Origin of the sequence: Streptococcus sp. 27098_8_69, from assembly GCF_041432445.1 — a bacterium.
In the GTDB taxonomy this organism is placed as follows: Bacteria; Bacillota; Bacilli; order Lactobacillales; family Streptococcaceae; genus Streptococcus.
Genome location: NZ_JAPVZO010000001.1, coordinates 1 through 22,529, shown reverse-complemented (window position 1 = coordinate 22,529; position 22,529 = coordinate 1). Strand labels below are relative to the sequence as shown.

At 36.5% G+C, this 22,529-nt stretch carries 21 protein-coding genes; 1 reads left to right on the top strand and 20 read right to left on the bottom strand.

All coding sequences use genetic code 11. The features are described from left to right. Window positions 1-216: 216 nt before the first annotated feature. The 19 genes from O3658_RS00105 to O3658_RS00015 form a co-directional block, all read right to left on the bottom strand. The gene (locus O3658_RS00105) at window positions 217-1,053 is read right to left on the bottom strand and encodes a nucleotidyl transferase AbiEii/AbiGii toxin family protein (protein WP_371558869.1); all 837 of its coding nucleotides are present in this window, start codon (window positions 1,051-1,053) and stop codon (window positions 217-219) included. Further along, complete coding sequence (locus O3658_RS00100) at window positions 1,053-1,643, bottom strand: type IV toxin-antitoxin system AbiEi family antitoxin domain-containing protein (RefSeq protein ID WP_000227922.1); 591 nt, start codon at window positions 1,641-1,643, stop codon at window positions 1,053-1,055. The genes O3658_RS00105 and O3658_RS00100 overlap by 1 nt, the downstream gene beginning before the upstream one ends. A gap of 129 nt (window positions 1,644-1,772) precedes the next feature. After that, window positions 1,773-2,360 carry a lysostaphin resistance A-like protein gene (locus tag O3658_RS00095; RefSeq protein WP_371558868.1) on the bottom strand — a complete coding sequence of 196 codons (588 nt, stop codon included), beginning with the start codon at window positions 2,358-2,360 and terminating at the stop codon, window positions 1,773-1,775. A gap of 2 nt (window positions 2,361-2,362) precedes the next feature. Continuing rightward, window positions 2,363-2,596, bottom strand: coding sequence for a hypothetical protein (locus O3658_RS00090; protein WP_000840776.1), 234 nt, complete (start codon window positions 2,594-2,596; stop codon window positions 2,363-2,365). 12 nt (window positions 2,597-2,608) lie between these two features. After that, a complete protein-coding gene (locus tag O3658_RS00085) occupies window positions 2,609-2,989 on the bottom strand; it encodes a hypothetical protein (protein WP_371558867.1) in 381 nt (126 codons plus the stop codon). Continuing rightward, on the bottom strand, window positions 2,982-3,431 hold the full coding sequence (locus O3658_RS00080) for a hypothetical protein (protein ID WP_371558866.1): 450 nt from the start codon (window positions 3,429-3,431) through the stop codon (window positions 2,982-2,984). The genes O3658_RS00085 and O3658_RS00080 overlap by 8 nt, the downstream gene beginning before the upstream one ends. Beyond that, window positions 3,415-4,773: a DNA (cytosine-5-)-methyltransferase gene (gene dcm / locus O3658_RS00075; RefSeq protein WP_371558865.1), complete on the bottom strand. Its 1,359-nt coding sequence runs from the start codon at window positions 4,771-4,773 to the stop codon at window positions 3,415-3,417. The genes O3658_RS00080 and dcm overlap by 17 nt, the downstream gene beginning before the upstream one ends. A gap of 98 nt (window positions 4,774-4,871) precedes the next feature. Then, window positions 4,872-5,651 (bottom strand): replication initiator protein A, encoded by a 780-nt coding sequence (locus O3658_RS00070; RefSeq protein ID WP_371558864.1) that lies wholly within the window; start codon window positions 5,649-5,651, stop codon window positions 4,872-4,874. Beyond that, window positions 5,648-5,821 carry a hypothetical protein gene (locus O3658_RS00065; RefSeq protein WP_247933220.1) on the bottom strand — a complete coding sequence of 58 codons (174 nt, stop codon included), beginning with the start codon at window positions 5,819-5,821 and terminating at the stop codon, window positions 5,648-5,650. Before O3658_RS00065 ends, O3658_RS00070 begins: the two co-directional genes overlap by 4 nt. 426 nt (window positions 5,822-6,247) lie before the next feature. Continuing rightward, window positions 6,248-6,580, bottom strand: coding sequence for an Imm40 family immunity protein (gene imm40 / locus O3658_RS00060; protein WP_371558863.1), 333 nt, complete (start codon window positions 6,578-6,580; stop codon window positions 6,248-6,250). Between the two features lie 76 nt (window positions 6,581-6,656). Then, on the bottom strand, window positions 6,657-8,669 hold the full coding sequence (locus O3658_RS00055) for a glucosaminidase domain-containing protein (protein WP_371558862.1): 2,013 nt from the start codon (window positions 8,667-8,669) through the stop codon (window positions 6,657-6,659). Between the two features lie 214 nt (window positions 8,670-8,883). Next, window positions 8,884-9,330, bottom strand: a complete 447-nt coding sequence (locus tag O3658_RS00050; protein WP_371559012.1) for a hypothetical protein — start codon at window positions 9,328-9,330, stop codon at window positions 8,884-8,886. Then, window positions 9,311-10,222, bottom strand: coding sequence for a phosphodiester glycosidase family protein (locus O3658_RS00045; protein ID WP_371558861.1), 912 nt, complete (start codon window positions 10,220-10,222; stop codon window positions 9,311-9,313). Before O3658_RS00045 ends, O3658_RS00050 begins: the two co-directional genes overlap by 20 nt. Then, on the bottom strand, window positions 10,219-11,262 hold the full coding sequence (locus O3658_RS00040) for a glycosyltransferase (protein ID WP_371558860.1): 1,044 nt from the start codon (window positions 11,260-11,262) through the stop codon (window positions 10,219-10,221). The genes O3658_RS00045 and O3658_RS00040 overlap by 4 nt, the downstream gene beginning before the upstream one ends. 224 nt (window positions 11,263-11,486) lie before the next feature. Then, a complete protein-coding gene (locus O3658_RS00035; RefSeq protein WP_000031465.1) occupies window positions 11,487-11,984 on the bottom strand; it encodes a YkgJ family cysteine cluster protein in 498 nt (165 codons plus the stop codon). 151 nt (window positions 11,985-12,135) lie between these two features. Next, window positions 12,136-13,314, bottom strand: coding sequence for a hypothetical protein (locus O3658_RS00030; protein WP_371558859.1), 1,179 nt, complete (start codon window positions 13,312-13,314; stop codon window positions 12,136-12,138). 16 nt (window positions 13,315-13,330) lie between these two features. Next, window positions 13,331-16,972, bottom strand: a complete 3,642-nt coding sequence (addA, locus tag O3658_RS00025) for a helicase-exonuclease AddAB subunit AddA (protein WP_371558858.1) — start codon at window positions 16,970-16,972, stop codon at window positions 13,331-13,333. Then, window positions 16,969-20,220, bottom strand: coding sequence for an ATP-dependent nuclease subunit B (gene rexB, locus O3658_RS00020; protein WP_371559011.1), 3,252 nt, complete (start codon window positions 20,218-20,220; stop codon window positions 16,969-16,971). Before rexB ends, addA begins: the two co-directional genes overlap by 4 nt. 131 nt (window positions 20,221-20,351) lie before the next feature. Then, window positions 20,352-21,023, bottom strand: coding sequence for a lysostaphin resistance A-like protein (locus tag O3658_RS00015; RefSeq protein ID WP_371558857.1), 672 nt, complete (start codon window positions 21,021-21,023; stop codon window positions 20,352-20,354). A gap of 179 nt (window positions 21,024-21,202) precedes the next feature. On the opposite strand from O3658_RS00015, the gene O3658_RS00010 reads away from it, so the two are divergent. Next, window positions 21,203-22,012, top strand: a complete 810-nt coding sequence (locus tag O3658_RS00010) for a Cof-type HAD-IIB family hydrolase (protein WP_371558856.1) — start codon at window positions 21,203-21,205, stop codon at window positions 22,010-22,012. Between the two features lie 51 nt (window positions 22,013-22,063). On the opposite strand, the gene O3658_RS00005 is transcribed toward O3658_RS00010, so the two are convergent. Next, complete coding sequence (locus tag O3658_RS00005; protein WP_049504794.1) at window positions 22,064-22,324, bottom strand: SemiSWEET family transporter; 261 nt, start codon at window positions 22,322-22,324, stop codon at window positions 22,064-22,066. Window positions 22,325-22,529 lie beyond the last annotated feature (205 nt).

The window sequence follows — 22,529 nt, the reverse complement described above, 5'->3', positions numbered from 1 at the left end:
GAAATTTCTCACACACGTCTTGTGCCTGTTGCCCTTCACAGGGAAATACTCTCAGTCCCTACTTACACAGGCACGCTAATCAAGACGGAGTGGATTCAATTTTCAAAGAACAGGTAGCTTTATTATAGATAAGAGTAGTTGAAATTTTTATCACATTTTTGGAGTTATTGGAATAAAAAAAGCAACTCACTGCTTTACTAATGAGTTACTTTTGTACTAAAATATTTGTTGCATAATTTCCCTAATAACCTGAACAGAGTTATCAAATGAGATATCTTTAGCATACTTAAATTGGCGTTGATAACGAATCCATAGCTCTTTCTGATAATCAGAAATTTCAATTCCTCTCACTTGTTCTTCCCAATTATCAATAGTATCTTTACTTTTACGTTTTTCTGCCGTATTTTCAAGTGCATTTTTTAATACTTCAAGATTAATCTCTTCTTTTCTAAGTTTATACAAAGTGAAAAGATCATATCGATCACGTGGGCGTGTCGAAGCTAAGCCTCTACTAATGATCGTTTCTAACTTTTCAGCAAGTACAGTCTCTAGATTATATGTCCATATCTTGATGCTTTCATTAGTAAAGATAGAAGTCATTGAATAAGTAATTTCTCTTGGTGTGATCTTATCACCAGTAGTAATATCAATAAAAACAACCTCCTTTAATGTATCAAAAGTGGCATTTAATTTTAATGAAAATCCTCCATATTCATCATCTTGGCGAATAGGTTTTAGCTTATCTACTGAAAATGAAAAACCATCAGTTTTAGAACAAAGAATCTCTTCAAAGATATCAATCAAATTTTCTCTGCTCATTTCGGTTCCCTTCAGAGTGACATCTAAATCCATTGTAGTTCGCTTATCTAGTCCAATCATTTGACCTATTAGATACCCTCCTTTTACAATGAAGGAATCTCTATAAGAACTAGTAGAAATCAGCTTTAACACTTGCTCAATTAAATAATGTTGTTGTACTTGTTGAGCTGGAATTCCCTTATCTTTTGAAATATTTTTGATTTTTGCTTTAAAGCTATTCGCATTTGAAAACATTAAGATAGCACCTCCGTATAAGATTGTAACTTATCAGTTACTTTAAATAACTGGGCATAATAAAATAATTTGTGTAAATGAATTTGATTCTGTTGAAAATATTTCTTAAATGCTGGTGCAATAATTTGAAGATCCACCTGATGAACTGGTCTTAGACACTCGACCAAAACTCGTTCAACTTCATAAACTTTAATAAATTGACCAGGAAGACGCTCTATTTCAATAATTCCCTCACTATAGTGAGAACGTAAAATAATAGGACATATATCTGCTTCCTTAATGTTTTTGGTATTCGTACCATAAGGAAAACTCATCGTCATGTTAAAAGGGATAGTCAAAGATAAACCATGTAACCAAAGTGCTGTCTCCAAAGAAAAGATTCCCTTTGGAAATCGATACTGAAGGACAAACCACTCATCTAAATAAATATCAGGTAAGCGATATAAGCCTTTTTCTTCAGCATCGATTTTTCCTTCTGTAACCATTTTTAATAAGGTTTTGTAGTGTAAATTTTCATCTATTACTTGTTTAAAAGTTAAAAAACCATACTGATTGAAAGAGTTCATCAGTTTCTCTCTTTTATCAACCATATCATTCTCCTTTCTTAGAAACAAAATGCTAACATCCTCTATATATGTTAGCATTTTATTTCTTTAAAATCAATTCATTTAGTTTTTTTATTTCAAAATTAATCCATACGTAAGACAGACCAGCTATTATTAAAGAAAAAATAAGACATAGACTGATAGGTTCCACACCAAATGTAGACCCATACTGCCCCATAAGTCCGATTTATAGCGTACCATCCCTAAAAACATTCCCAATGAAACATACAAACACCAAGCTAGAATGGTTCCTGGATGATGAGCTAAAGCGAACAAAACACTTGTCAAAGCAACTCTGATATCTAATTTTCTGACCAAATTCCATAAAATTTCTCGATACAGAAATTCTTCAACCATACTCGCATTGATTAAAAACAATAAAAATGAAAACCAAGGAACTTGATGTTGAAGGCCAATTAAGTTTGCTTGATTCGTGGTTCCTTGAGCATGAATCAGACTAAAACATAGACTTATAATCAGTAGGCTAACGAATCCAATACCAAGCCATTTTATCCTAGTTTTCATATTGACCTTATGAGCTTGTTTACGTTGGCCATACATCCATAAAAAAGAAATGAGTGACGCACCATAGAGAATCTCTAGTATAGTTAACTCACCGCTACAAAGAAATTTCAGTAAGTATAGAGATACCAATAGGACATTTACTTGTTGGAATATATAAACTGGAATTATTCTTTTCATAGTTACCTCCGAAATAAATCTTCATAATCTAAATCTAATACCTGCACAATCCTTTCTACCCATGGACTTTGAGGCATTCGTTGTTCCATCTTGTAGTGGCGTATCTTTTGATACAAACGGTTCAATTCACTTGGATAGTGAAACTCTCCCGCAAACATTTTTCTGGTTAACTCAATCCAGCTGATATTTCTTTCAGCCAAAATAATGGACAAGTTCTCCCAAAATCGTTCAGCCATATTGCTTCTCCTTTAGTTAGATAAATAATGTGTTTGTGCCATGTAAATCAATTGTTTCGTATCTCTTGGCAATAAAGCTCTAGCTTCTTCCAAATTCAGATTTGGATAAACCCGCTTATTTGAAACCGCAAGAGGAAGTCTGATGGTTAGTTCAGGATTTTTTAAAATCATCTCAACAAAATCCGTTAATCTTAGATTGTCACAGTTCTTAAATCGTAATAAATTGGGAGATAGAAATTCAAAACAATCTGAAGAATAGCTCATCATCTCAATTAATTTATCCTTTGTCATTTCAGAAACTGAATGACAAGATACCTCTATGCCATAGTTTTGGAAGAAGTCTAAAAGAAGTTGATTTCTTTGGCTATTTTTACTTAGATAGAGATCAATCATGGGAGACCTCCCAAAGATTCGGTTCCATTTGATATTCTGAAACGATTAAGGAATCTAATAAATTTGAGAAGTTAACTGATTTCTTGTCTTCATCATAAGCTTTTACAGTTACTTGGGTTGTAAGTATTCCCTCTTTTCCCTCGGCTCGATAGCCTTGCCCATATAAAACAAAAACAAGATTATGATTATCATCTACAAAGGCATCAGCTCCGTTCTTTATATCCTGACTTTCAAGGAATTCCATAATGTTTTGAAGATAGGATTCATAAAATAGTGGGTAATTGTGTTTTTTATGGTAATAATCTAAAAATTTCACTTCAAACTCACATGGATAATTGGGCATCAAAAATATTTGTTCATCCAACTGCATCATTTCTGCATCATGTAATTCTGTTTCTAATTCATCACAATCTAGTATTGACTCTTTATTTAACGCTTTCATCTTTTTCCTCTATTTCTTTTAATTTCTTTGCGATTGCAGCAATCACAGGAACGGTTACACTATTACCAGCTTGTTTATAAAGCTGACTATTACTAGAGACTTTTCTAGCAGCTTCAAAAGCCCAATCAGGAAAGCCCTGCAATCGAAAACACTCTTTAGGAGTGATTCGTCGTATTCTCAAACGGTAAAATTGTCCATCTATTAAGACACCAGCTACTTGGTAAACTTGTTTATCTTCTCCTTCATAGCTAGCCACTACTACTCCCATTTGCCCACTAGTTGTTAACGTATTCGCTATACCTTTTCCAACTCTACCACGACGATACTGAGAACTTGGTCTTTCTAAATTGATTGAATCCCCAATCTCTGCATGAGCATATCCTTTTTTCGTTGCCTCTCGGACTTTTAGAAATTGGATTGGTTCTGGAATCAGTATTTTGGGGATTTTATCTCCACCTTGCATCGTAGTCAGTGTTGGAGATAGCCCCTCACTTCCATAGACGCGACCAGTTTCCTTAAAGCTAGTTGGTAAATCTCCAACAACGACAATACCATGGCGATCCTGAGTATTTAAAGTAAATATTGGCTCTTGATTATCCTTGAAACGTCTACCATTTTGTCTTTTTTCTAATCTGTCTGGTGTCATACAAGGAATCGCAACTTTAAATCCTTCTCCTTTTCCACGAACTAAGGTTGGCGCAAGACCTTCTGAATAATAGACTTTACCACTCATTCCACTTCTTGATGGATTTAAATTCCCTAGTGCTTTCAAAGTCTCAGGGTTAGTTGCTTGACCTTCTCGTCTGAAAGGAAATAGGAGTCTGGTACCTTTCTTTCTAGAATGTCCGATAATAAACACCCTCTCTCTGTTTTGGGGAACGCCAAAATCCTTACTGTTAAGCACCTGCCACTCAACATCAAACCCCAACTCATCAAGCGTGGTAAGGATTGTGGTGAACGTCCGTCCCTTATCGTGATTGAGTAGGCCTTTAACATTTTCAAGAAAAAGAAAACGTGGTTGGATTTGTTTGGCCGCTCGAGCAATTTCAAAGAATAAAGTGCCTCTAGTATCTTCAAATCCCAATCGTCTTCCTGCGATTGAAAATGCTTGACAAGGGAATCCCCCACAGATGACATCGACTTTCCCTCTAAGTTTTTTAAATTCGTCATCTGAAACATCTCGTATGTCATGAAATTCAATTTCTCCTTCCGTTTGAAAAATGGACTTATAAGATTCTCTAGCAAATTTATCAATCTCACAAAATCCAATACACTCGTGTCCGACACTTTCCATTCCAAGTCGAAAGCCACCGATACCTGAAAATAAATCAATAAATCTCATTTCTTTATCACCCCTTCCTGATCGACTATCAATGTCCAAAGTGTCACTCCACTTGAAATGACAATGAGCATAACTAATATCCACTCGATTAGCGACATTTAACCACCTCCTTTTCTAACACGGTTATTCCAAACGGAATACAAGCCATTAAACACAAATTCAGCAAGTACTTCCGCTCGTCTAACAAAGTGAACATTATCTAGAGCATACTGATAGATTCTTTCAAAATCAGTCATAGCTATATCACTGGCTGTTTCAGAAAAACCTTCTCGTCTAAATTGATCTTGTACCAATCCCCAAATATAATCTCGATCATATTTTGTGACCTTTTCTACTTTTCTTCTCAAGATAGGTTGAGTATTCCTTTCTTCCTCATCCTCAATAAATAAAGAATCAGTCTCACTATATTTAGTCTCACTAACTTCAGTCTCACTAGGGGCTGAATGTGAGACGGGGGCCGTTTCATTTTCAACCTGCCCTAGTCTTTTTTTAACACTAGGCCTGTTTGAATTACCTACTGGGGTAGAAGACAACTCCCCTAAATAAATCTTATTAGCTAGTCTTCCTTTCTCACTTGAAGACTGTTGAACTTCATCAATTAAGTCATATTCTTTAAGAGTTTTTTTGATTGATAGTAGTTTTGACTTCGAACAACCTAACAGCCTCATCAGTTTAGAATTAGAAAATACTAAATAAACCGCCCCTTCTTCATCTATCCAACCACGACTAAGAGATAATTCTAAACGATCTTTTAAAATAGAATAAGCCACCTTTACTTCTAATTTCATATCCATATATTTCTCATCCTCAAAAAGAATTTTAGATAATTTATAATACCGTTCTGAAGTTTGGTATTGATTTGCGGTAATTCGTTTCATAGCGCTCCTCCAAGTTCTTTGAGTATTAAATCTCCACTTGATTCCAATTGAACCAAGCCACTTTTTTCTAATTCAGCCATAAGAGAGATGGCTTCAACAATGTCAATTCCCATTTCACGTACTAAAAATGAAATGACAATATAGCGTGATGATTGTAATTCTTTTGTCATTTTCCCTCCATAAAATAAAAAAAACGGAAAGATTGTGAAATTCCTTTCCGTAACATAATAGATATTTGAACACCAAACTCAACACCAAAAAAATGTTTTTATTGATGATTATTGCTCAATCAAGCACTTATAACAATGTAAAAAATAAAAATCTGTACTCACAAAAACCCTTGAAATTCAAGGGTTTTAAGCATTTATTCTACTTCACAATGTTTTATTATTTTAATTCTTCTAGACCAACCATTGAATAGTTGCCATTCTGTAAAATTCCTTTCTTTTATTGGATTTGTATCTATTCTTTCATATTTAAAAATTAAATAGATATCCTTTTTCTAAAAATAAATCACTATCTTTTATTATAACATGATTTCTCATATTTGACGCTTGATTCAATGCCGATTGTAAAATGTTTTCTAAGTCAATCAGTCACAAATTAAATTCCTCATTGTCTAAAACAATTGAAAAATAATAGTATTCACCATGATCTTTAACATAGTTGCTGATATATTTTTCTGTTTGAAAAATGGATTTCCTGCTATCAATAGTTGGATCTTGTTTCTCGTAATACCAATTATCATAAGTATGTGTCAGTTGGCCATTCTTGTAGCAAAACACATCTCCACCTAATATTGTCAGATTGTTTGCTTGGAAAATAGCAAGTAAGTCTGGGATTGCTGAATAATCATAAGCGTATGCATCAATCCCTAAGTCACGTAGATCAATTCCTCTTTTATTTATATTCTCAATATTCTGTTTCATAAAGTTAATTCCTCAAGTTTCTCTTGATAAGCAAAATCGATAACCACCATACAGTCGTTATCGATTTTAATGATTTTTAATCTTTTTCGCCTAGCTGACTATTGATTCTCATCATGATGCTTGCAATTTTTTCTCCCCAATATGGGTCTGATGCATAAAGAACATTCATCCCTGACGCTTTATTTCCAAGGTATGTTCTGCCATTATCGATGTAATTTTCGCGGATCCACTTGGCTGCACCCAAGATCCCCTTATCAACATCGTCAAAGCTTTTAGCTGAATCATATGGTGTTGTATCATAAGCAGCGATACCAAAGAAGTTGTTTTTATCCTTAGCAATTTGGCTACGTCCCCATGAACTTTCTATAGCACTATGGGCGATTAGATAGAGAGCGTTAATCTGATAGCGTTCCTCAGCTTCTTTAAAGATTGCTCCCTTACCTGCCAGACGACTTCCTTTGATATTCATAAGAGAATAGACTTTATCTAATTCCTGAGCCGTGTAATTGCTTGGTTTTCTTAAATCTCTAAATAAGAAAGGATTTTCAACTGTAAAGTTTTCAAAGTTAATACCATCAGCTGAATAGTATTTTTTGCCAATCGCCATTGATGAACTATGAGGTGCTACACGGATACTTGCGTATGGTGACAACTCGTGGTAGAGATAGTTACCATCAGTGGCATAGTGAGGAATAAAGTCACTATCAGAGCTGACCGCTACTAGATCACTCTTGTTCATATATCCTGAAAGGCCTGAAATTTTTACTGGAAGTCGACCATCTTTGGCTTCTGCACCATCAATCGCTACAATACTTCCTTGCGAAATATAGCTGAGTTTGTCACCAGAAGCGCTATATACATTTGCTGTAATTGGTTTTACTTTATAGTAAGCTGCTGTATCAGAAATCCATTTTCCATTGCTTTGGAAAGTATAGTCTTTCCCGTTAATGGCAAAGTTACCAGTTACATAGGTTCCGTCTTCTTTTAGATAATACCAAGCATTGTAGTCCTTATCGAAAATCCATTCATTTTTGGCCATATAACCAAAAGGTTTGAGATAGTAAGAACCTACCCATTGATTTTCGGCATAGGTGCCGTCTGATTTGAGATAGAACCAGCTCTTGAATTTTTCATCGAAAATCCATTCACTTTTGGCCATGGCTCCACTATCTTTTAGATAGTATTTCTCTTTCCATTGGTTACTTAACATGACACCGTCTTTATTAAAATAGTACCATGAACCGCTGATTTTCTCCCACTTGTCGCGAATAATTTTTCCTGATGTGGTAGCATAATACCACTTATCTTCGAGTTTTACCCAGGAATTTTCCGCCATAGCACCACTAGTCTTGAGAAGATAATCATTATAAATAGTATTGCTTAACATTGTGCCAGATTCATCAAATCGGTACCAAACACCAGCTATCTTTTTCCAAGTATTACGAGTAACTTTCCCGTCCTCAGTGGCATAATACCATTTATCAGCAATTTTTACCCAAGAATTTTCTTCCATAGCACCACTATTCTTGAGAAGATAATCATTATAAATAGTATTACTTAACATTGTGCCGGATTCATCAAATCGGTACCAAACACCAGCTATCTTTTTCCAACTATTACGAGTAACTTTCCCATCTTCATTGGCATAGTACCATTTATCAGCAATTTTTACCCAAGCATTTTCTGCCATAGCACCGCTATTATTCAATAGATAATCATTAAAGATAGTGCTACTAAGCATGATACCATCTTGATTGAAATAGTACCAGGCTCCTGCTATTTTTTTCCAATTTGAAACAGGCTGATTATTTTCATAATAACGCCATTGGTTATTTTCTTTTTGCCAACCTTCTTTGTTAACTACCTCTACTATTGCTTCTTTTGAAGATTGTTCCTGGGTATCAGGAGTTTTAGAGGTTGCTTTTTCAGTCTCGTTTTGATGTTTCTTCTCATTGCTTACTGTATTCGAAGAAGGTCTTTCTGATGATTGAATATTATTGGTAGCTTGAGAATCCTCGGCATAGACAGTCGTTTTTGCAAAACCCGCCATAGAGAGGGCAACTGTACTTGCCAGCAATATTTTTTTCATTCTTTTCTCCTTACAAATACCCAAATAGTGTATTTGACGATTCTATATATTGTGTAAAAAACAGTACTTATCCACTATATTATACAATATTCTGTTAAATATAAAAGTAGTATCTTTCAGAAGAAAAGAACTTGTAATATTTTTAAAATATTTTAGAAATAAAAGTCAATAAAAAGTAGTCGAACATCAGCTGAACGACTACTTTTTTATAACATTATGCCTGACCATAGACTTCTTTGCGATTTGTTTTGGTTGCTTTAGTAGAATTCTTCCAAAGGTTTGGATTGATGAAAATAGTGACGGTCGCTAGTATTGCAAAACCAATCCCAACATACCAGTAGGGTGCATCCAGAGTTGTAGAACGCCCTGAGAGATTGACAATTCCTCGGAAAAGTGTACCCGCTGTAATAATCGCTACTGCCGAATTCCAGAGATTTAGACTAATACGAGAGAAATGTGGAAGAACTTTGAGAAAGATTGCAAGTAGAATTCCCCCGACAAGAGGTACTGCAAACAAATAGTGCATATGAACAGACGTCTCGCCAAAACTAAAAGCTTCGTAAATTCTAGAAAATACAAAGAAGAAAATAGTGATTAGTGTATAAGAAATGACCGTTTTTTTAAATCGTTTTTTGCCAAAATTAGTAACCAATGTAGACAATGTCACTCACCGCCCTTTCTGAAATTTTGTTTCCACCAGTCGTTGGTTTATTGATAACCTGACCGTTGAAGTAAAGTGTAGATGATCCACCACCATCAAGGTTATAGGCTGTTTTTGCTCCATAAGATTTCATGACCTCAGCAAGCTGATAAAGAGAGAGACCTTCACTTTCAGAGGTACGTCCATCTGAAACCACGATGATATAGTGGTTTTCATCGATAATACCAATAGCTGTACGAGGATTTGAAGCCATTGCCTGTCCTACTTCTGAATTGGTATCAACTGCAATTTCACCATTTTCGACCAAGGCTGGTCCAAAAGCCAAGAGATTGACGACACCGTCATTTACTAGTTGCTCAGCTGAGATCTGATCTTCGTAAATAACCTTGAAAGAGCCATCTTTATAAATAGCTAAGTCACCATTACTAGAATCTTCCCGAACAGTATCACGATAAACAACTCCATTACGGATAACATAGCCTGTAGAGTTTGCTCCATAGTAGTCCCCGTTTACCGCTAAAATGGCATTGTTGTCAGCTGCGGTTACAGAGGTTTTCGCAGTTACGTTAGTTCCGTAGGCATTTTGAGCAAAGGCAGTTTTCAGATAATCTGATGAGCTCAGAGTAATATCAGCAACGTAGACTTGTGTATTATTGACCGTCGTTTCAGACAAATTGACGGAAATATTGTCATCTTTATAACTAGAGTCAGTGACAGTAGCTGTCTTAGCAGCTTGACTTGCTGCTGCAGCATTGGAACTTGTGCTAGTTGTGGCAACTGTAGAGATAGTCTCAGCAAGGACGAAGGTTTTTAGCATTGAGTAACTAAAGGATCCTGTCAAGAGTAGGCCAAGAACTGAGGCGTAAGCATAGCGTTTCTTTAAAAATTTCATAATACAGTTGATGTCCTTTCTTTAAAGATGAATTTCTTCTGAACTGTCCAAGAAACAGCGAAGAGAAAGATGCCGACGATAACTTTAGCAATCAGAAGGTTGATACCAAAGACTGTAAAGAAGAGACGAATCAGTAGCGTGTCTAAGACAAAGAGTCCGACTGCTAGACCAAAGTATCCCATCCCTGTTTTCACAAGACTATCGTCATTTTTAAAGACTAGTTTTTTATTTGTAGAATAGTTGAAAATAGAGCTAGTTACACGAGCTACTCCGTTTGCTAGAAAGATTCGTAGACTCGTCGGAACTGTAGGCAAAATCAAGATTGCTAGAGCGTAAACGATATAGTCTACAACAAAGCTACTGAGAGATGATAGGGCAAATTTAAAGATATTTTTATAAATCATGAGCCCGTCTTGGATTGGACGGAAGTGTGAAGCCTCATTATCGTTAATATAGACAGTTTCAATAGGCACTTCTAGAATCTCGTATTCTTTAGTTGCTTCGAGCAACATATTCATTTCATATTCATAACGTTGGCCTTCTATTTTTAACATAAAAGGAATCAAGTTTGTCGTAAAAGCACGAAGACCTGTCTGCGTATCTGTTACTCCTACTCCTGTTTGAAGTTTAAAGAGAGCTTTGGTTAAGCTGTTACCAAAACGGCTACGAAGGGGAACTTTTCCAGAAAAGGCACGTACACCCAAGATTAGCTTGTTTGGATTTTCGGAAGCTTTATTAGCCGTGCGGAAAATATCCCATACCTTGTGCTGTCCATCTGCATCTGCTGTGACAACCGTACCATAAATGTTTTGTTCTTGGATATAAGTAAAGGCTGTTTTTAGAGCCTGCCCTTTACCTTGGTTCACTTGGTGACGAATGACAGTAGCAAATTGTTTTGCTTTATCAAAGATTTTTTGGCACTCTGATGAACTGCCATCGTCGATGACTAGGATATGAAAATCACTCTTTTCGTGAATTTTTTCGATGAGTTTGATAAGTTTATTATCTGGTTGATAAGCTGGAATGACTATGTAGTTCATATCGATACCTCTTTCTTTGATGATGGTATAACTATACAGAACATCGCTTAAAAATACCTTACATCAGTTTTCTTTAAGAAAAAGTTTAAAAAACTTTAAGCTTTAAAAAAGGACTTATCACTTAATAAGAAATTTGGTTTGAATTTTCAGATAAAAATAAATATACAAAAACCCTCAAATAGCAACTGTATTTGAGGATGAATCTTATCATACAATGAGAGTACTTAGTCTATTTTCTCTCTTAATCTTTCTACAAAGAGATAGGCTGCGGGGCAGGTTAGGGTATTTTTAATAGTAAGATTATTGATTTGGTAAATCTTCTTACGGTCAGTATGTGGAAATTCACGACAGGCTTTGGGACGGACATCGTAGATGGAACAGAGATTATCGCCTCCTAAAAATGGACAGGGCATAGATTTGAAAACCTTATCTCCATCTTCATCTACTTGCAAAAACTCAGCTTCAAAGGCTGGCAATTTCATTTTAAAATACTTGGCAATACGTGTGATATCTGCTTCTTTAAAGTCTGGACCAAGACTCTTGCAGCAGTTAGCACAGGCTGTACAATCAATTTCATTAAAAACTTCTTGATGGATTTCAAGCGCAATTTTATCTAAATTTTTAGGCGCTTTCTTCTTTAAATTTCCTAAAAACTTACGATGCTCTTTTTGTTTTTGCAAGGCTAGTTGGTGATAATATTCGATATCGATTTCTTTTGACATAGTTTCTTTCTAATTTTTAATGTTGATACAAAAATTTTAAGTTGATACATAAATAAAATTACGTAAAATAATTTAGAGACATAATTTTAACAATAATGAGTCTATCCATTCAGCACGAAAACTACCGCCATTCTAACGGTAGATTTCCTCTTTATACTATCATTCTTTCTAAAAAAGGTTTGATGCAGTTGGTTAAAATGCCTTCTATCCAAGATTTTTGAGCGGACGATAGATTTTCTGCATCTAAACATTCCTTTAGAAAATCACGTACCTGATCAGGTGCTATTTCAAATTCAAAAGCCTTCATTTTGTAGAAAAAGTCAAACAAAGTGTTAGAGAGATAGTCAGTTGAAAATGGAATTTCTCCAGTTTTTCGATACATGATTAGAAGTCGGGAAAAGCGAGCTTTTTCTTCGGGTATATCCTTAAAATACGAGTTAAGCAACCAGACTTGCTTTTGTTTTCTTTCAAGAGGATCTTGACTAGCAATGCGTTGATCCTTTTCAAGTTCTCTTTGGTACTGTTTTGATTTTAAAGAACGTTCTGCACGATTTTTTCCAAAGAGAATTTTTTCCCACTGGCGCTCTTCTAGTGTCAGTGTTTCGCTCAGTCCAAAGTAATCCTGATAGGCACGTTCAGCTGGTCCCATTGCTAGAACCAGGTTATCCGCGTATTGTTTAGCAATCTTGTCTCGCTTCTTTCGTTCCTTTTCAGCCTTGATTCGAAGTTCCTGCTCATAGTCAATTTTTTCTTTTCCTAGTTTAACAAGATAGAGCTGATCGTCAGATTTTCCAAGTAGAAAGGGTTTGATAAATTTTTCAAGGACTTCCTCCATACGAGATTTCTTCAAAGGCTCTGCCTTACTCCAACTTCCACCTTGAAAAACTTCCAAAAAGAGTTGATAATCCTTTTCTGGTGAAAATTGATTGCCTCGATTTGACTTAAAAGCTCCCTTTTCCCATAGCCAGTTGATCAGTCGCTCATCAAAATCTGTTTTATTAACTCGAATGGCTTCTTTTTTCTGGGCCTTTCTGGTTAGATTTTCAAGCTTTCTGAGAAGTTTTTCTTCCTCTTCTAGCTGTTGATCTAGGCTTATTCTTTGGAAATGGCGAACACAGTCACTCCCAATGGGAAAAAGTCGTTTGCCAGTAACTCCGTTAAAAAGTTCATAAGCATACTTAATAGCATTACCACAGACACAATTGCTCCGACCGATTCCATTAAAAATCAAGGAAACTTCACTCCACTCTTTGGTAGCTTGTTCCCAAGTATCGGCTTTAGAGGCTTCTAAAACTGCATCATATAAGTTTTTTCTAACAGGAATGGACATGATGTCTCCTTTCTTTTTAAAGTTTAACGACTTCTACCATATCTTTACCAAGTAAAATCAAATATTTCTCAACTGTTTCTATCTGATATGAACGAGATAGAGCCTCTGCATAGAGTTCTAATTGACCACGATAACGTTCAATAAGCTGACTAGCATGCTCATAACGGTCTGTCTTGTAGTCAAAGAGAGCAATCTTATCATCGTAGAGGAGATACCCATCTAAGATTCCACGGACAACAAAGTTTTCTTGGCTCTTCTCGTCTCTTTTTAACATGGAGAAAGGTTGTTCTCGATAAAGTTTATCTTGATTTGCAAGAATCTCTTGACCTAGAGCTGTATCAAAGAAGGACAAAATTTTTCCTAGATTGATTTTGGATTTGACATCCGAGCTTACTTGAACTTGCTCCAAGGCCTCTTCTAAAGTCTCTAAAGTGGGTTTCTTAGCTAGATTAATTCTCTGCATGAGTTCATGGGTAGCACTACCAATCTCAGCACCAGTAACTTTCTTAGTTTTAGAGAAATCAGGAAGGTTGAATTGAACCGTACTTTCTTTTAGTTGACTTTGACCAGCAACTACGACTCCTTCCATATCCATGACTGGTTCATAAAACTTCTTAATCTGGCTTGGGGTCTGAACACTTGGAAGATTAATCGCTGCTCTGTGGATATCATTATACACTTCCACTTCTTTCAGCATTTGTAGAGCCTCCTTGATAGTATCAGATTGGCGATTGTCTGCTTGGGATTGATCTTGGAGCTGGCTTTTAGTTTCCAATTTCCCGATAGCTTCTTCGCTCAGATGTTCTTCACCTTCGAAGCGTACACTAAAATGTAAATCCTCCTTAGAAAACACTTGATAGATGGCCCAAATCCAATCCTGGAAATTTTGAGCATCTAGTCTAGTGTCTCGAGTCAAAAGACCTTTCCCATTTGTCGGATATTCTTTGGCTTCTAATTTTTCACGAGATCCTTTTCCGACTAAATATAATTTTTTCTCAGCTCGCGTCATAGCCACATAAAGTAAACGCATGAGTTCAGAATAACTTGCTAACTGAAGTTCTTCTTCGTTTTGCGTATAGGTCAAGCTTGGAATAGATAACTTAATAGTAGATGGAACGTATTCCTCTTTGGCATCTGTAGCAACTCTAGCAACATACTTGAGACCAAGGCCATTTCTTCGACTTAGGATGACCTCAGACATAGAATCTTGCTTGTTGAATTGCTGATCAATGTTAAGGATAAAGACATAAGGAAACTCAAGGCCTTTACTTTTATGAATACTCATAAGTTCTACAGCATCCTTAGGTGGTGCTACAGCCACATTGGCAAGATCATGCTGGGCTTCCAAGACCTGATCTATCATTCGAATAAAGCGAGATAATCCCTTGAAATTACTCTTTTCAAACTGATCTGCTCTTAGAGCAAGGGCGTAGAGATTTGCCTGTCTGGCTTGACCATTTGGCAACGCACCGACATAGTCATAGTAAAAGCGGTCGCTGTAGATTTTCCAAATGAGATCATAAAGTGAGTGCGTTTTGGAATACAAGCGCCATGCCTGGATTGTTTCCATGAAAAACTTTAGTTTCTTTTGTAATTCAGCTTTGATTAAATCTTTTTGAAGACCAATTTTCTTCTGAGCATTGACTAGTTTCTCATAAAAGTTTTCTTGAACTTTATCCTCAGATTTTTGAAGTGCGAGACGAGCTAATTCATCCTCGTCAAAGCTAAACATTGGAGACTTCATTAAAGCTACTAAAGCGAAATCTTGAAGAGGGTTGTGGATGACACGAAGAGTATCCAACATAACCTGGACTTCCAAAGATTGTAGATAATTGCTTTGTGCGCCATCTGTCTTGACTGGAATACCATACTCAGATAAGGCAAGTAGGACTTGGTCATTGCGACTTCTGCTAGCGGTTAAGAGAGCCATATCCTTGAAAGGGACACCTTTATCATTGTGGAGATGAAATATTTCCTTAAGGACTATGCGCATCTCACCAGTTAATTTGTTGGTTGCAAGTTCCTCATCATCAGAATCGCTATCATCCTTATCATATAAGAGAACTTCTGCCTTGTTTTCAGGATTTGCTTGAATATCAGTATTTCCAAAAACAAGTTGATGCATACCATCATAAGTAATCTCTCCAACCTTCTCATCCATGAGATGTTTAAAGACGTCATTCGTAGCATCTAGAACCTCTGAACTACTACGGAAATTTTCCTTAAGCAGAATTAACTGACCTTCTTTGCCATCTTGAGCAAATCTATGAAATTTTTCGTTAAAGATTTGGGGATCTGCCTGTCTAAAACGATAAATAGACTGCTTAATATCTCCTACCATAAAACGATTATGACCGTTTGAGAGGAGTTCCAGCATTCTCTCCTGGATGTGGTTGGTATCCTGATATTCATCGACCATAACTTCGTGGAAGCGTTCCTGATACTCTTGACGCACCTGTGGGAAGGTTTCTAAAATTTCAATGGTATAGTGGCTAATATCCGCAAATTCGAAGGCATTTTCTTCGCGCTTCCGTTGTCGATAGGCATCAACAAAATCCCTCATGAAGACTTGGAATGTCTTTGCCAAGTCCCAGGAATCTTGATGATAATCTTCTTGGAATTTTAGTAAAGTGATTTGATCATTGAGTGCAATCAGCTTTTCAATTTTTGCTTTTCTCTCTTGGTTGTAGGTTTCTTTCAAGTCTTGCAGTTCGGCCTTACGACTGGCATTTGTAAGAGCACGACCTCCCTTATCCTTAGAGATACTAACAACTATCTCTAAAACTTCTAGATATTGCTCAAAAGTAGATTCATGGCTTAAAGAACCGATCTCATCAAGAACTTGTTGGACAGATTCTAAATAAGCTGCTTTGCCAAATTCCTTGGCATCATTTTCCAAATGGTAACGGAAAAAGCTTTCTAAATCCCAAAGTCTTTCTTTTATATCCTCTGCAAGGTTTTCTTTAGCAACGGTAAAATCAGCCTCTTCAAAGCCTTTTAGAAAGGAATCTTCTAGCCAAGCCTGAGGATTGCTGGTAGATTGCAAAAAGTCATAAATCATATAGACCTGTTTACGCAAACCACGCGCGTCTTTGCTTCTACCTGCAAAGTTCTTAACTAGCTGACTAAACTTGCCTTGTTCTTTACCTTGATAATGACTTTCAAAAACTTGTCCAAAAACCTCATTTTTTAAGAGAAGTTGTTCACTTTCGTTCTGGAGGATACGAAAGTTTGGAGCAAGATCTAGTAGATATCCATGCTTGGCCAGGAATTTTTGGGTAAATGAGTCCATGGTTCCAATAGCAGCGTTGGGTAAATCAGCTAATTGTCTGCCGAGGTGTTTTTTTAGTTCAAGATCTTGCGTTTCTTGAATTTGTTGGCTAATTTTCTTTTCCAAGCGTTCTTTTAACTCGGTTGCTGCCTTAACGGTAAAGGTAGAGATAAAGAGTTGGCGGATTTCTACGCCACGCGCTAGTTGGTCAAGAATTCGTTCAGCCATGACAAAGGTTTTCCCTGAACCAGCTGAAGCTGAGACCAAAGTATTTTGACCAGAACTATAGATCGCTTGAATTTGTTCAGCTGTTTTCTTAGGCTTCTTATTAGACTGAGCTTCTGCTATTTGTAACTCTTTAATCTTTTCTTGAGATAAAAATTTCATCGCTCCAACTCCTCTCTGATTTTATTAAACCAAGCTTCCTTGACATTGGTCTTGGCAACTTTCTCTAAAAATCTCGCCTGACCTAAATGATAATTGGCTTCAAAACCTGTAATAGCTTGATATTGTTGAACATAGGGTGCAATGCTTCTACCGTTTTCTGTATAAGGGTTGATCGCAAATTCACCAGATAAAATCTTCTCTGCCGCTTTTTTGTAGAGAAGGGCATTATAGTCCAACAATAACTGGAATTCCTCATCAGACAACTGATAAGTCTTATTTTTATTGTAAAACTCTCCAAGGTTTTTTATCTCTTTTTCAAGAAAGAGGCCTTGGTATTTCATAGTCTTATTGGTTTCTGCTACTGCTTTAGAAAGAGTTTTTGCAGTTTGCAATGACTGAATTGGTTCAGCCATTTCTAGGTACATAGCTCCAAAGAAATCCGTATTCCCTTCTTGCTTGAGGGCAGCTAGATAGGTTGGTAATTGCGAATTAAGACCATTATAAAACATAGGAAACTTGAACTGAGTCAAAGAAGACTTATAATCTACAACACCGATAGCTCCATCTGATTTTAGACGGTCAATTCGGTCAACCTTACCACGAACATAGAGATTTCGACCATTATCTAGCTGAATAAAGGCTTGTTCCTTGCCACCAAAGACCGCCTCTTCCTGAATCGTTTCAACATCCGCATTATGTCGAAGAATATGGCCAGTAGCGCGTGCGACATCCAAGAGGACTTCCTTAGTAAATTGAGCCTCCAAACTCTCCTGATAAATAGCTTGAAACTCACGTTCTTGACTGGTTTCAGAGATAGCTTGTTCTAAACGTCGATCAAAGGATTCATCGCTCGGCATTTTCAATGCCCGCTCAAAGATACGATGCAAGAAATTCCCATGGCTTCGAGCATCAGGTTTCAGACGCAATTCTTCTTGCAAGCCTAATACATAACGAAGGTAATAACTGTATTCATTACGGTAAAATTCTGTTAATCCAGAAGTTGATAGATAGAAATCTTGTTCCTGCGGATACAAGGCTTTCAAAGTTTCAGAATCTAAAATCTTGCTCTTTGGACTTGTTGGTAAAACTGGATTTTCTAAACCTTGGTCTTCCAACTTTCTCCCCATCACACGAGCCAGAACTTTTACAAAAGTTAAGTCTTGGTCACTTGTCTCCATCTCACCTTGCTGATGATAGGCAACAAGACTCGACAAAAGGCTGTGATAAGAACCAATGTCATCTTTCGATAGATTTTTTCGATCAATTCTCTTTTCAATCTTGCTAAAACCAAAGTCTTGTAATTCTTTCAGATATACCGACTCTTTACTCTCATTTTCATTGAGTAAACTTGGCGCCGATAAGACCAATTGCTTCTTAGCAGAGTTGACCAAAGAAAGCATGGTATAGCGATTCTTCTTGAGGTTTTCTTGACTTGCAATCAGTAATTGAGAACCTTCTTGAGTCGCTTGGTTTAGCACTTCTCTTTCTTCATCGCTCAACAAACTGCTGTTTTGAGCAATTTTAGGCAAGTGGTCTTGAGTTAAGCCAAGTGCATAAATGTAATCAGCTGTCAAGGGTGCAATCAAATCATAACTCTGCACCAGGACAGTATCTACCGTTGCTGGGATCGTACGATAATTGGACAAGCTCATGCCTGAATGAAGAAGAGCTAAGAAATCATCCAAATTGACCTGAGAACCTTCAAATACAGTTGCAAATTGCTCCATTACGTGGCAAAAGGCCTTCCAGACCTCCTCTTGTCTTTCTTGCTCCGCTACTTCCATCGTTGCAGATAAGGTTTGTAATTGCTTGGTCAAATAAGCATCTTTCAAAAAGTTGCTCCATTTTGAAAGAAGATTCTCAGCTTTTTGCTTACGACTGGTTAATAATGTTTCTAATGGATTTAGAACACGAAAACGAAGCTTGTTTAACTTCTCTAAATCAAATTTCCCATGATGATTTTTTGTGAATTCTTGTTTAAAACTAGAAAGACCATCAATACCTAGATAACGAAGATATTGTTCAAAGCTATCAATTTCCTCTTGACTAAGGTCAGTATACAAGCCAGTTCGTAAGAGATTAATTAAATCTTCTTGACGAAAATTGTATCGTTTCAAACGTCCGATGGATTCTACAAATTGCGTTAAAGGATGATGAGCCATGGACTCACTCTTACCCAGATAAAATGGAATCTGATACTGATTAAATATTGTCTGCAAAGACAGTTTATAAGACTCTACATCTCCTAGCAGGATACGAAAATTCTTATAACTAAGTTCTGAATCTTGGTGCAATTTCTGGCGAATACTACGAGCAACTAACTCCAGCTCTTCTTTTTGTGTCAGACAAGACCAGATTTGCAAGTCTTCTCTATCCTTAGCATCCACTTCCAAACTGATTTCAGAATAATCATAAGCACTTTCCAGTAATTTTGAGGCCTTGGCAAAAGCATCAAGCTTTTCCTGTTCTTGACATGTATCTCCTGCCTTGGTCTGATATTTAAAAGCTAACTGACGTAAAAACTCAACACTGGCTTGATAGAGGTTCCCTTCAGTAAAAGGACTTGTATAAGCTTTTTTAGTCGCATAAACCCCAATAACAATTTCAACACCCTTACGATGGAGCAAATCCACTAGGTGTTCCTCTTCTGCAGAAAAACGAGTAAAACCATCAATAACTAGGGCAATCTGACTAAAATCACTACTTACTTTATTTTCTTCGATAGCATCAATCAGATACGATAATGGGCTTCCTTGTGAAACTTGACCTTGATTGAGATAAGCTGTTACCTTTTCAAAAATCAAGAGTAAATCAGAACGTTTATCAGCGTCAGCTAGACTTTCTAAATCCAAAAAGCTCATCTTAGCAGTTGTCATTTCGTGATAAATCTCAATTAGTTGCTGGATGAATTGCAGATCTTGCTTAATAGCCCCGTAAACACGCAAATCCTTAGCGTCTATCTCAGACAAACATTTATAAAAAGCCATACCCAGACCAATATCATCGAGACTTGACTTCGCGGGTATATCGTTTAAAACCAAATAACGAGCCATTTGTGCGAAGCGCGTGACTGTAATCGCAAAAGAAGCCTGCTGACTCAAGCACTCCAGCACGGCACGTTCCTTTTCAAAAGAAAGAGAGTTAGGGGCGATATAAAAGACTCGTTTGCCTTGGTCAACTAGTCCTTGAGCCTCCTTGGTTAGGATTTCTGTCAAAGAAGTCCGAATATCTGTATAAAGTAGTTTCATCTCTGCCTCATTTGTTTTTGTCATTACCTTTTATTATATCATTTTTTAAGTCAAAACAGATTGGTATAAAGCCCTATTTTTAACCTGTCCCATATCAAAAAAAGTCGGAATAATATCCGACTTTTTATTATTTACCTACCAGAAAACAAGAGTACCCATAATTCCCAAAATGCAGCAATGTTAATCATGATATGGAGTAAAATGGGATAATAGAGAGAGTGAGTTTTTCGGTAGAGGAATGCATAAATTGCTCCACCACTTGCATAGGTGAAAAAGGCGAGTGGTGTTAAACCTGAACTGACATGCACATAGCCAAAGACACAGGCTGATAGTAAAACATCTCCATACCAAGGTGAATCTTTCAAAAATGTATTCATCAGAACTCCTCGATATACCAATTCTTCTGTAATTGGTCCTAGCAGACAAACAATAAGTAAAAGATAAGGTAACTCTTGTTGCCCTGTCATCTCAGTCAATTCATTTAAAGCAATTTGATTGGACGTTGCTGGGGTTAAAAAGGACAATGCAATATCTAAAAGATAATTGACACCATAAGCAAGAATCAAATAAACTGGATATCTCCATTTCCACTTCAACTCAAGAATTTTCCTACCTTCGAATACTAGTAAATAAAGAATAGCTAGAAAAGTAACGCTAAACTCTAAAAAAGCAAGAATTTGAAAAAATTCTCTACTAGCAGGTACAAGCCTACCTGCAAAATGATTAAAAATCCACCAAAACCATGTCTTCCTATAAATAATTACTAACAAGGCTAGTAAAATCTGTACTGTTCTTCTTTTCATGATAAGTCCTCTGCTTTTTTATCCATTATCAGTATATTGCAAGTTTAGTATAGCATATATTTGCCAAAAAGCTTCTTCAAATCATGAATTGTAATTGAAACATCCTAAATTGACATAGTAATCCTTATTTCATCCAAAATATGCTATAATATAGACAAAATACGTGAAAAGGAAATACTATGATTAAATTACTTGCTCTTGATATGGATGGAACTCTACTCAACGAAGCCAAGGAAATCCCTCAGGCTCATATTGATGCCATTCATAAGGCTATCGACAAAGGTGTTAAACTGGTTCTTTGTACTGGTCGCCCTCTCTTTGGAGTTCTTCCCTACTATAAGAAACTTGGTCTTGATTTGCAGAATGAATACGTCATCGTCAACAATGGTTGTTCTACCCACCAAACTAGTGATTGGGGACTGGTTGACTGGAGAGAACTTAGCAAATCAGACATTGAATACCTGAATGATCTTGCTGAAAAGAGTGAGGTCCAATTGACTCTCTTTGACGAGGAACACTACTTCGTTCTCGGAGGCGAACCAAATCCTATCGTAAAATACGATGCGACACTTGTCTTTTCTGACCTGACTGAAATTTCACTAGAGGAAGCTACCAGTGGTAAATATCGCATGTTCCAGGGTATGTTCTTAGGTACAAAAGAACAAACAGATGATTTTGAACAACAATTTGCTGATGAACTTTGTCAGAGATTTAGCGGAGTTCGTTCACAACCAGTTATCTATGAAGCAATGCCGCTTGGTACAACAAAAGCTTCAGCTCTTTCTCGCTTGACTGAGATTTTAGATATTCAACCTTCTGAAATCATGGCCATGGGTGATGCCAATAACGATATTGAGATGTTAGAATTTGCAGGGCTTGGGATTGCCATGGGAAATGCCAGCGACCACGTCAAATCTCTTGCCGATGCCGTAACTGCCAACAACGAAGAAGATGGTGTTGCACGCGCTATTGAGAAATATATTTTGTAAAATATTAAAAAGCAACTAACAGTTCATTCTGCTAATTGCTTTTTTTCTGTATTAAATTAAAGCCGTTAAAGCGGTAATAATCCCAAAAACGATACCTGGTGCATTGGCTGCTGCCAAAGGAATATCACGTTCTTTTTTAAAGAGACCGTAGTAAACCCAAAGACTGCAGTTAATTGCAGCTACTGCTGGCTGGATAAAGTTTCCTTTTTGACCTGCAAGGTTGTTCATAATTTGAGGAATATATGAGATATACATCATAACAGACATAAAGGTTGCAATCCAACCCAATGTTTTCATTTGTTTTTCAGTCATTTTCTTCTCCTTTCAAAAACAGTTTCAATTATACACTATTTGTTTTAATCGTGTAAGCAAAAAACTTTTTTGTTAAGAGAATGTAAATTATCACAAGATTGTGACCAGAGGTAACTTTTTGTTCTTATCTTTAGAAAAGGTATGGTGGCTAACAGTTTTATCATACTATTATTATTTAAAAAATCTCGGATGACCATTTACATCC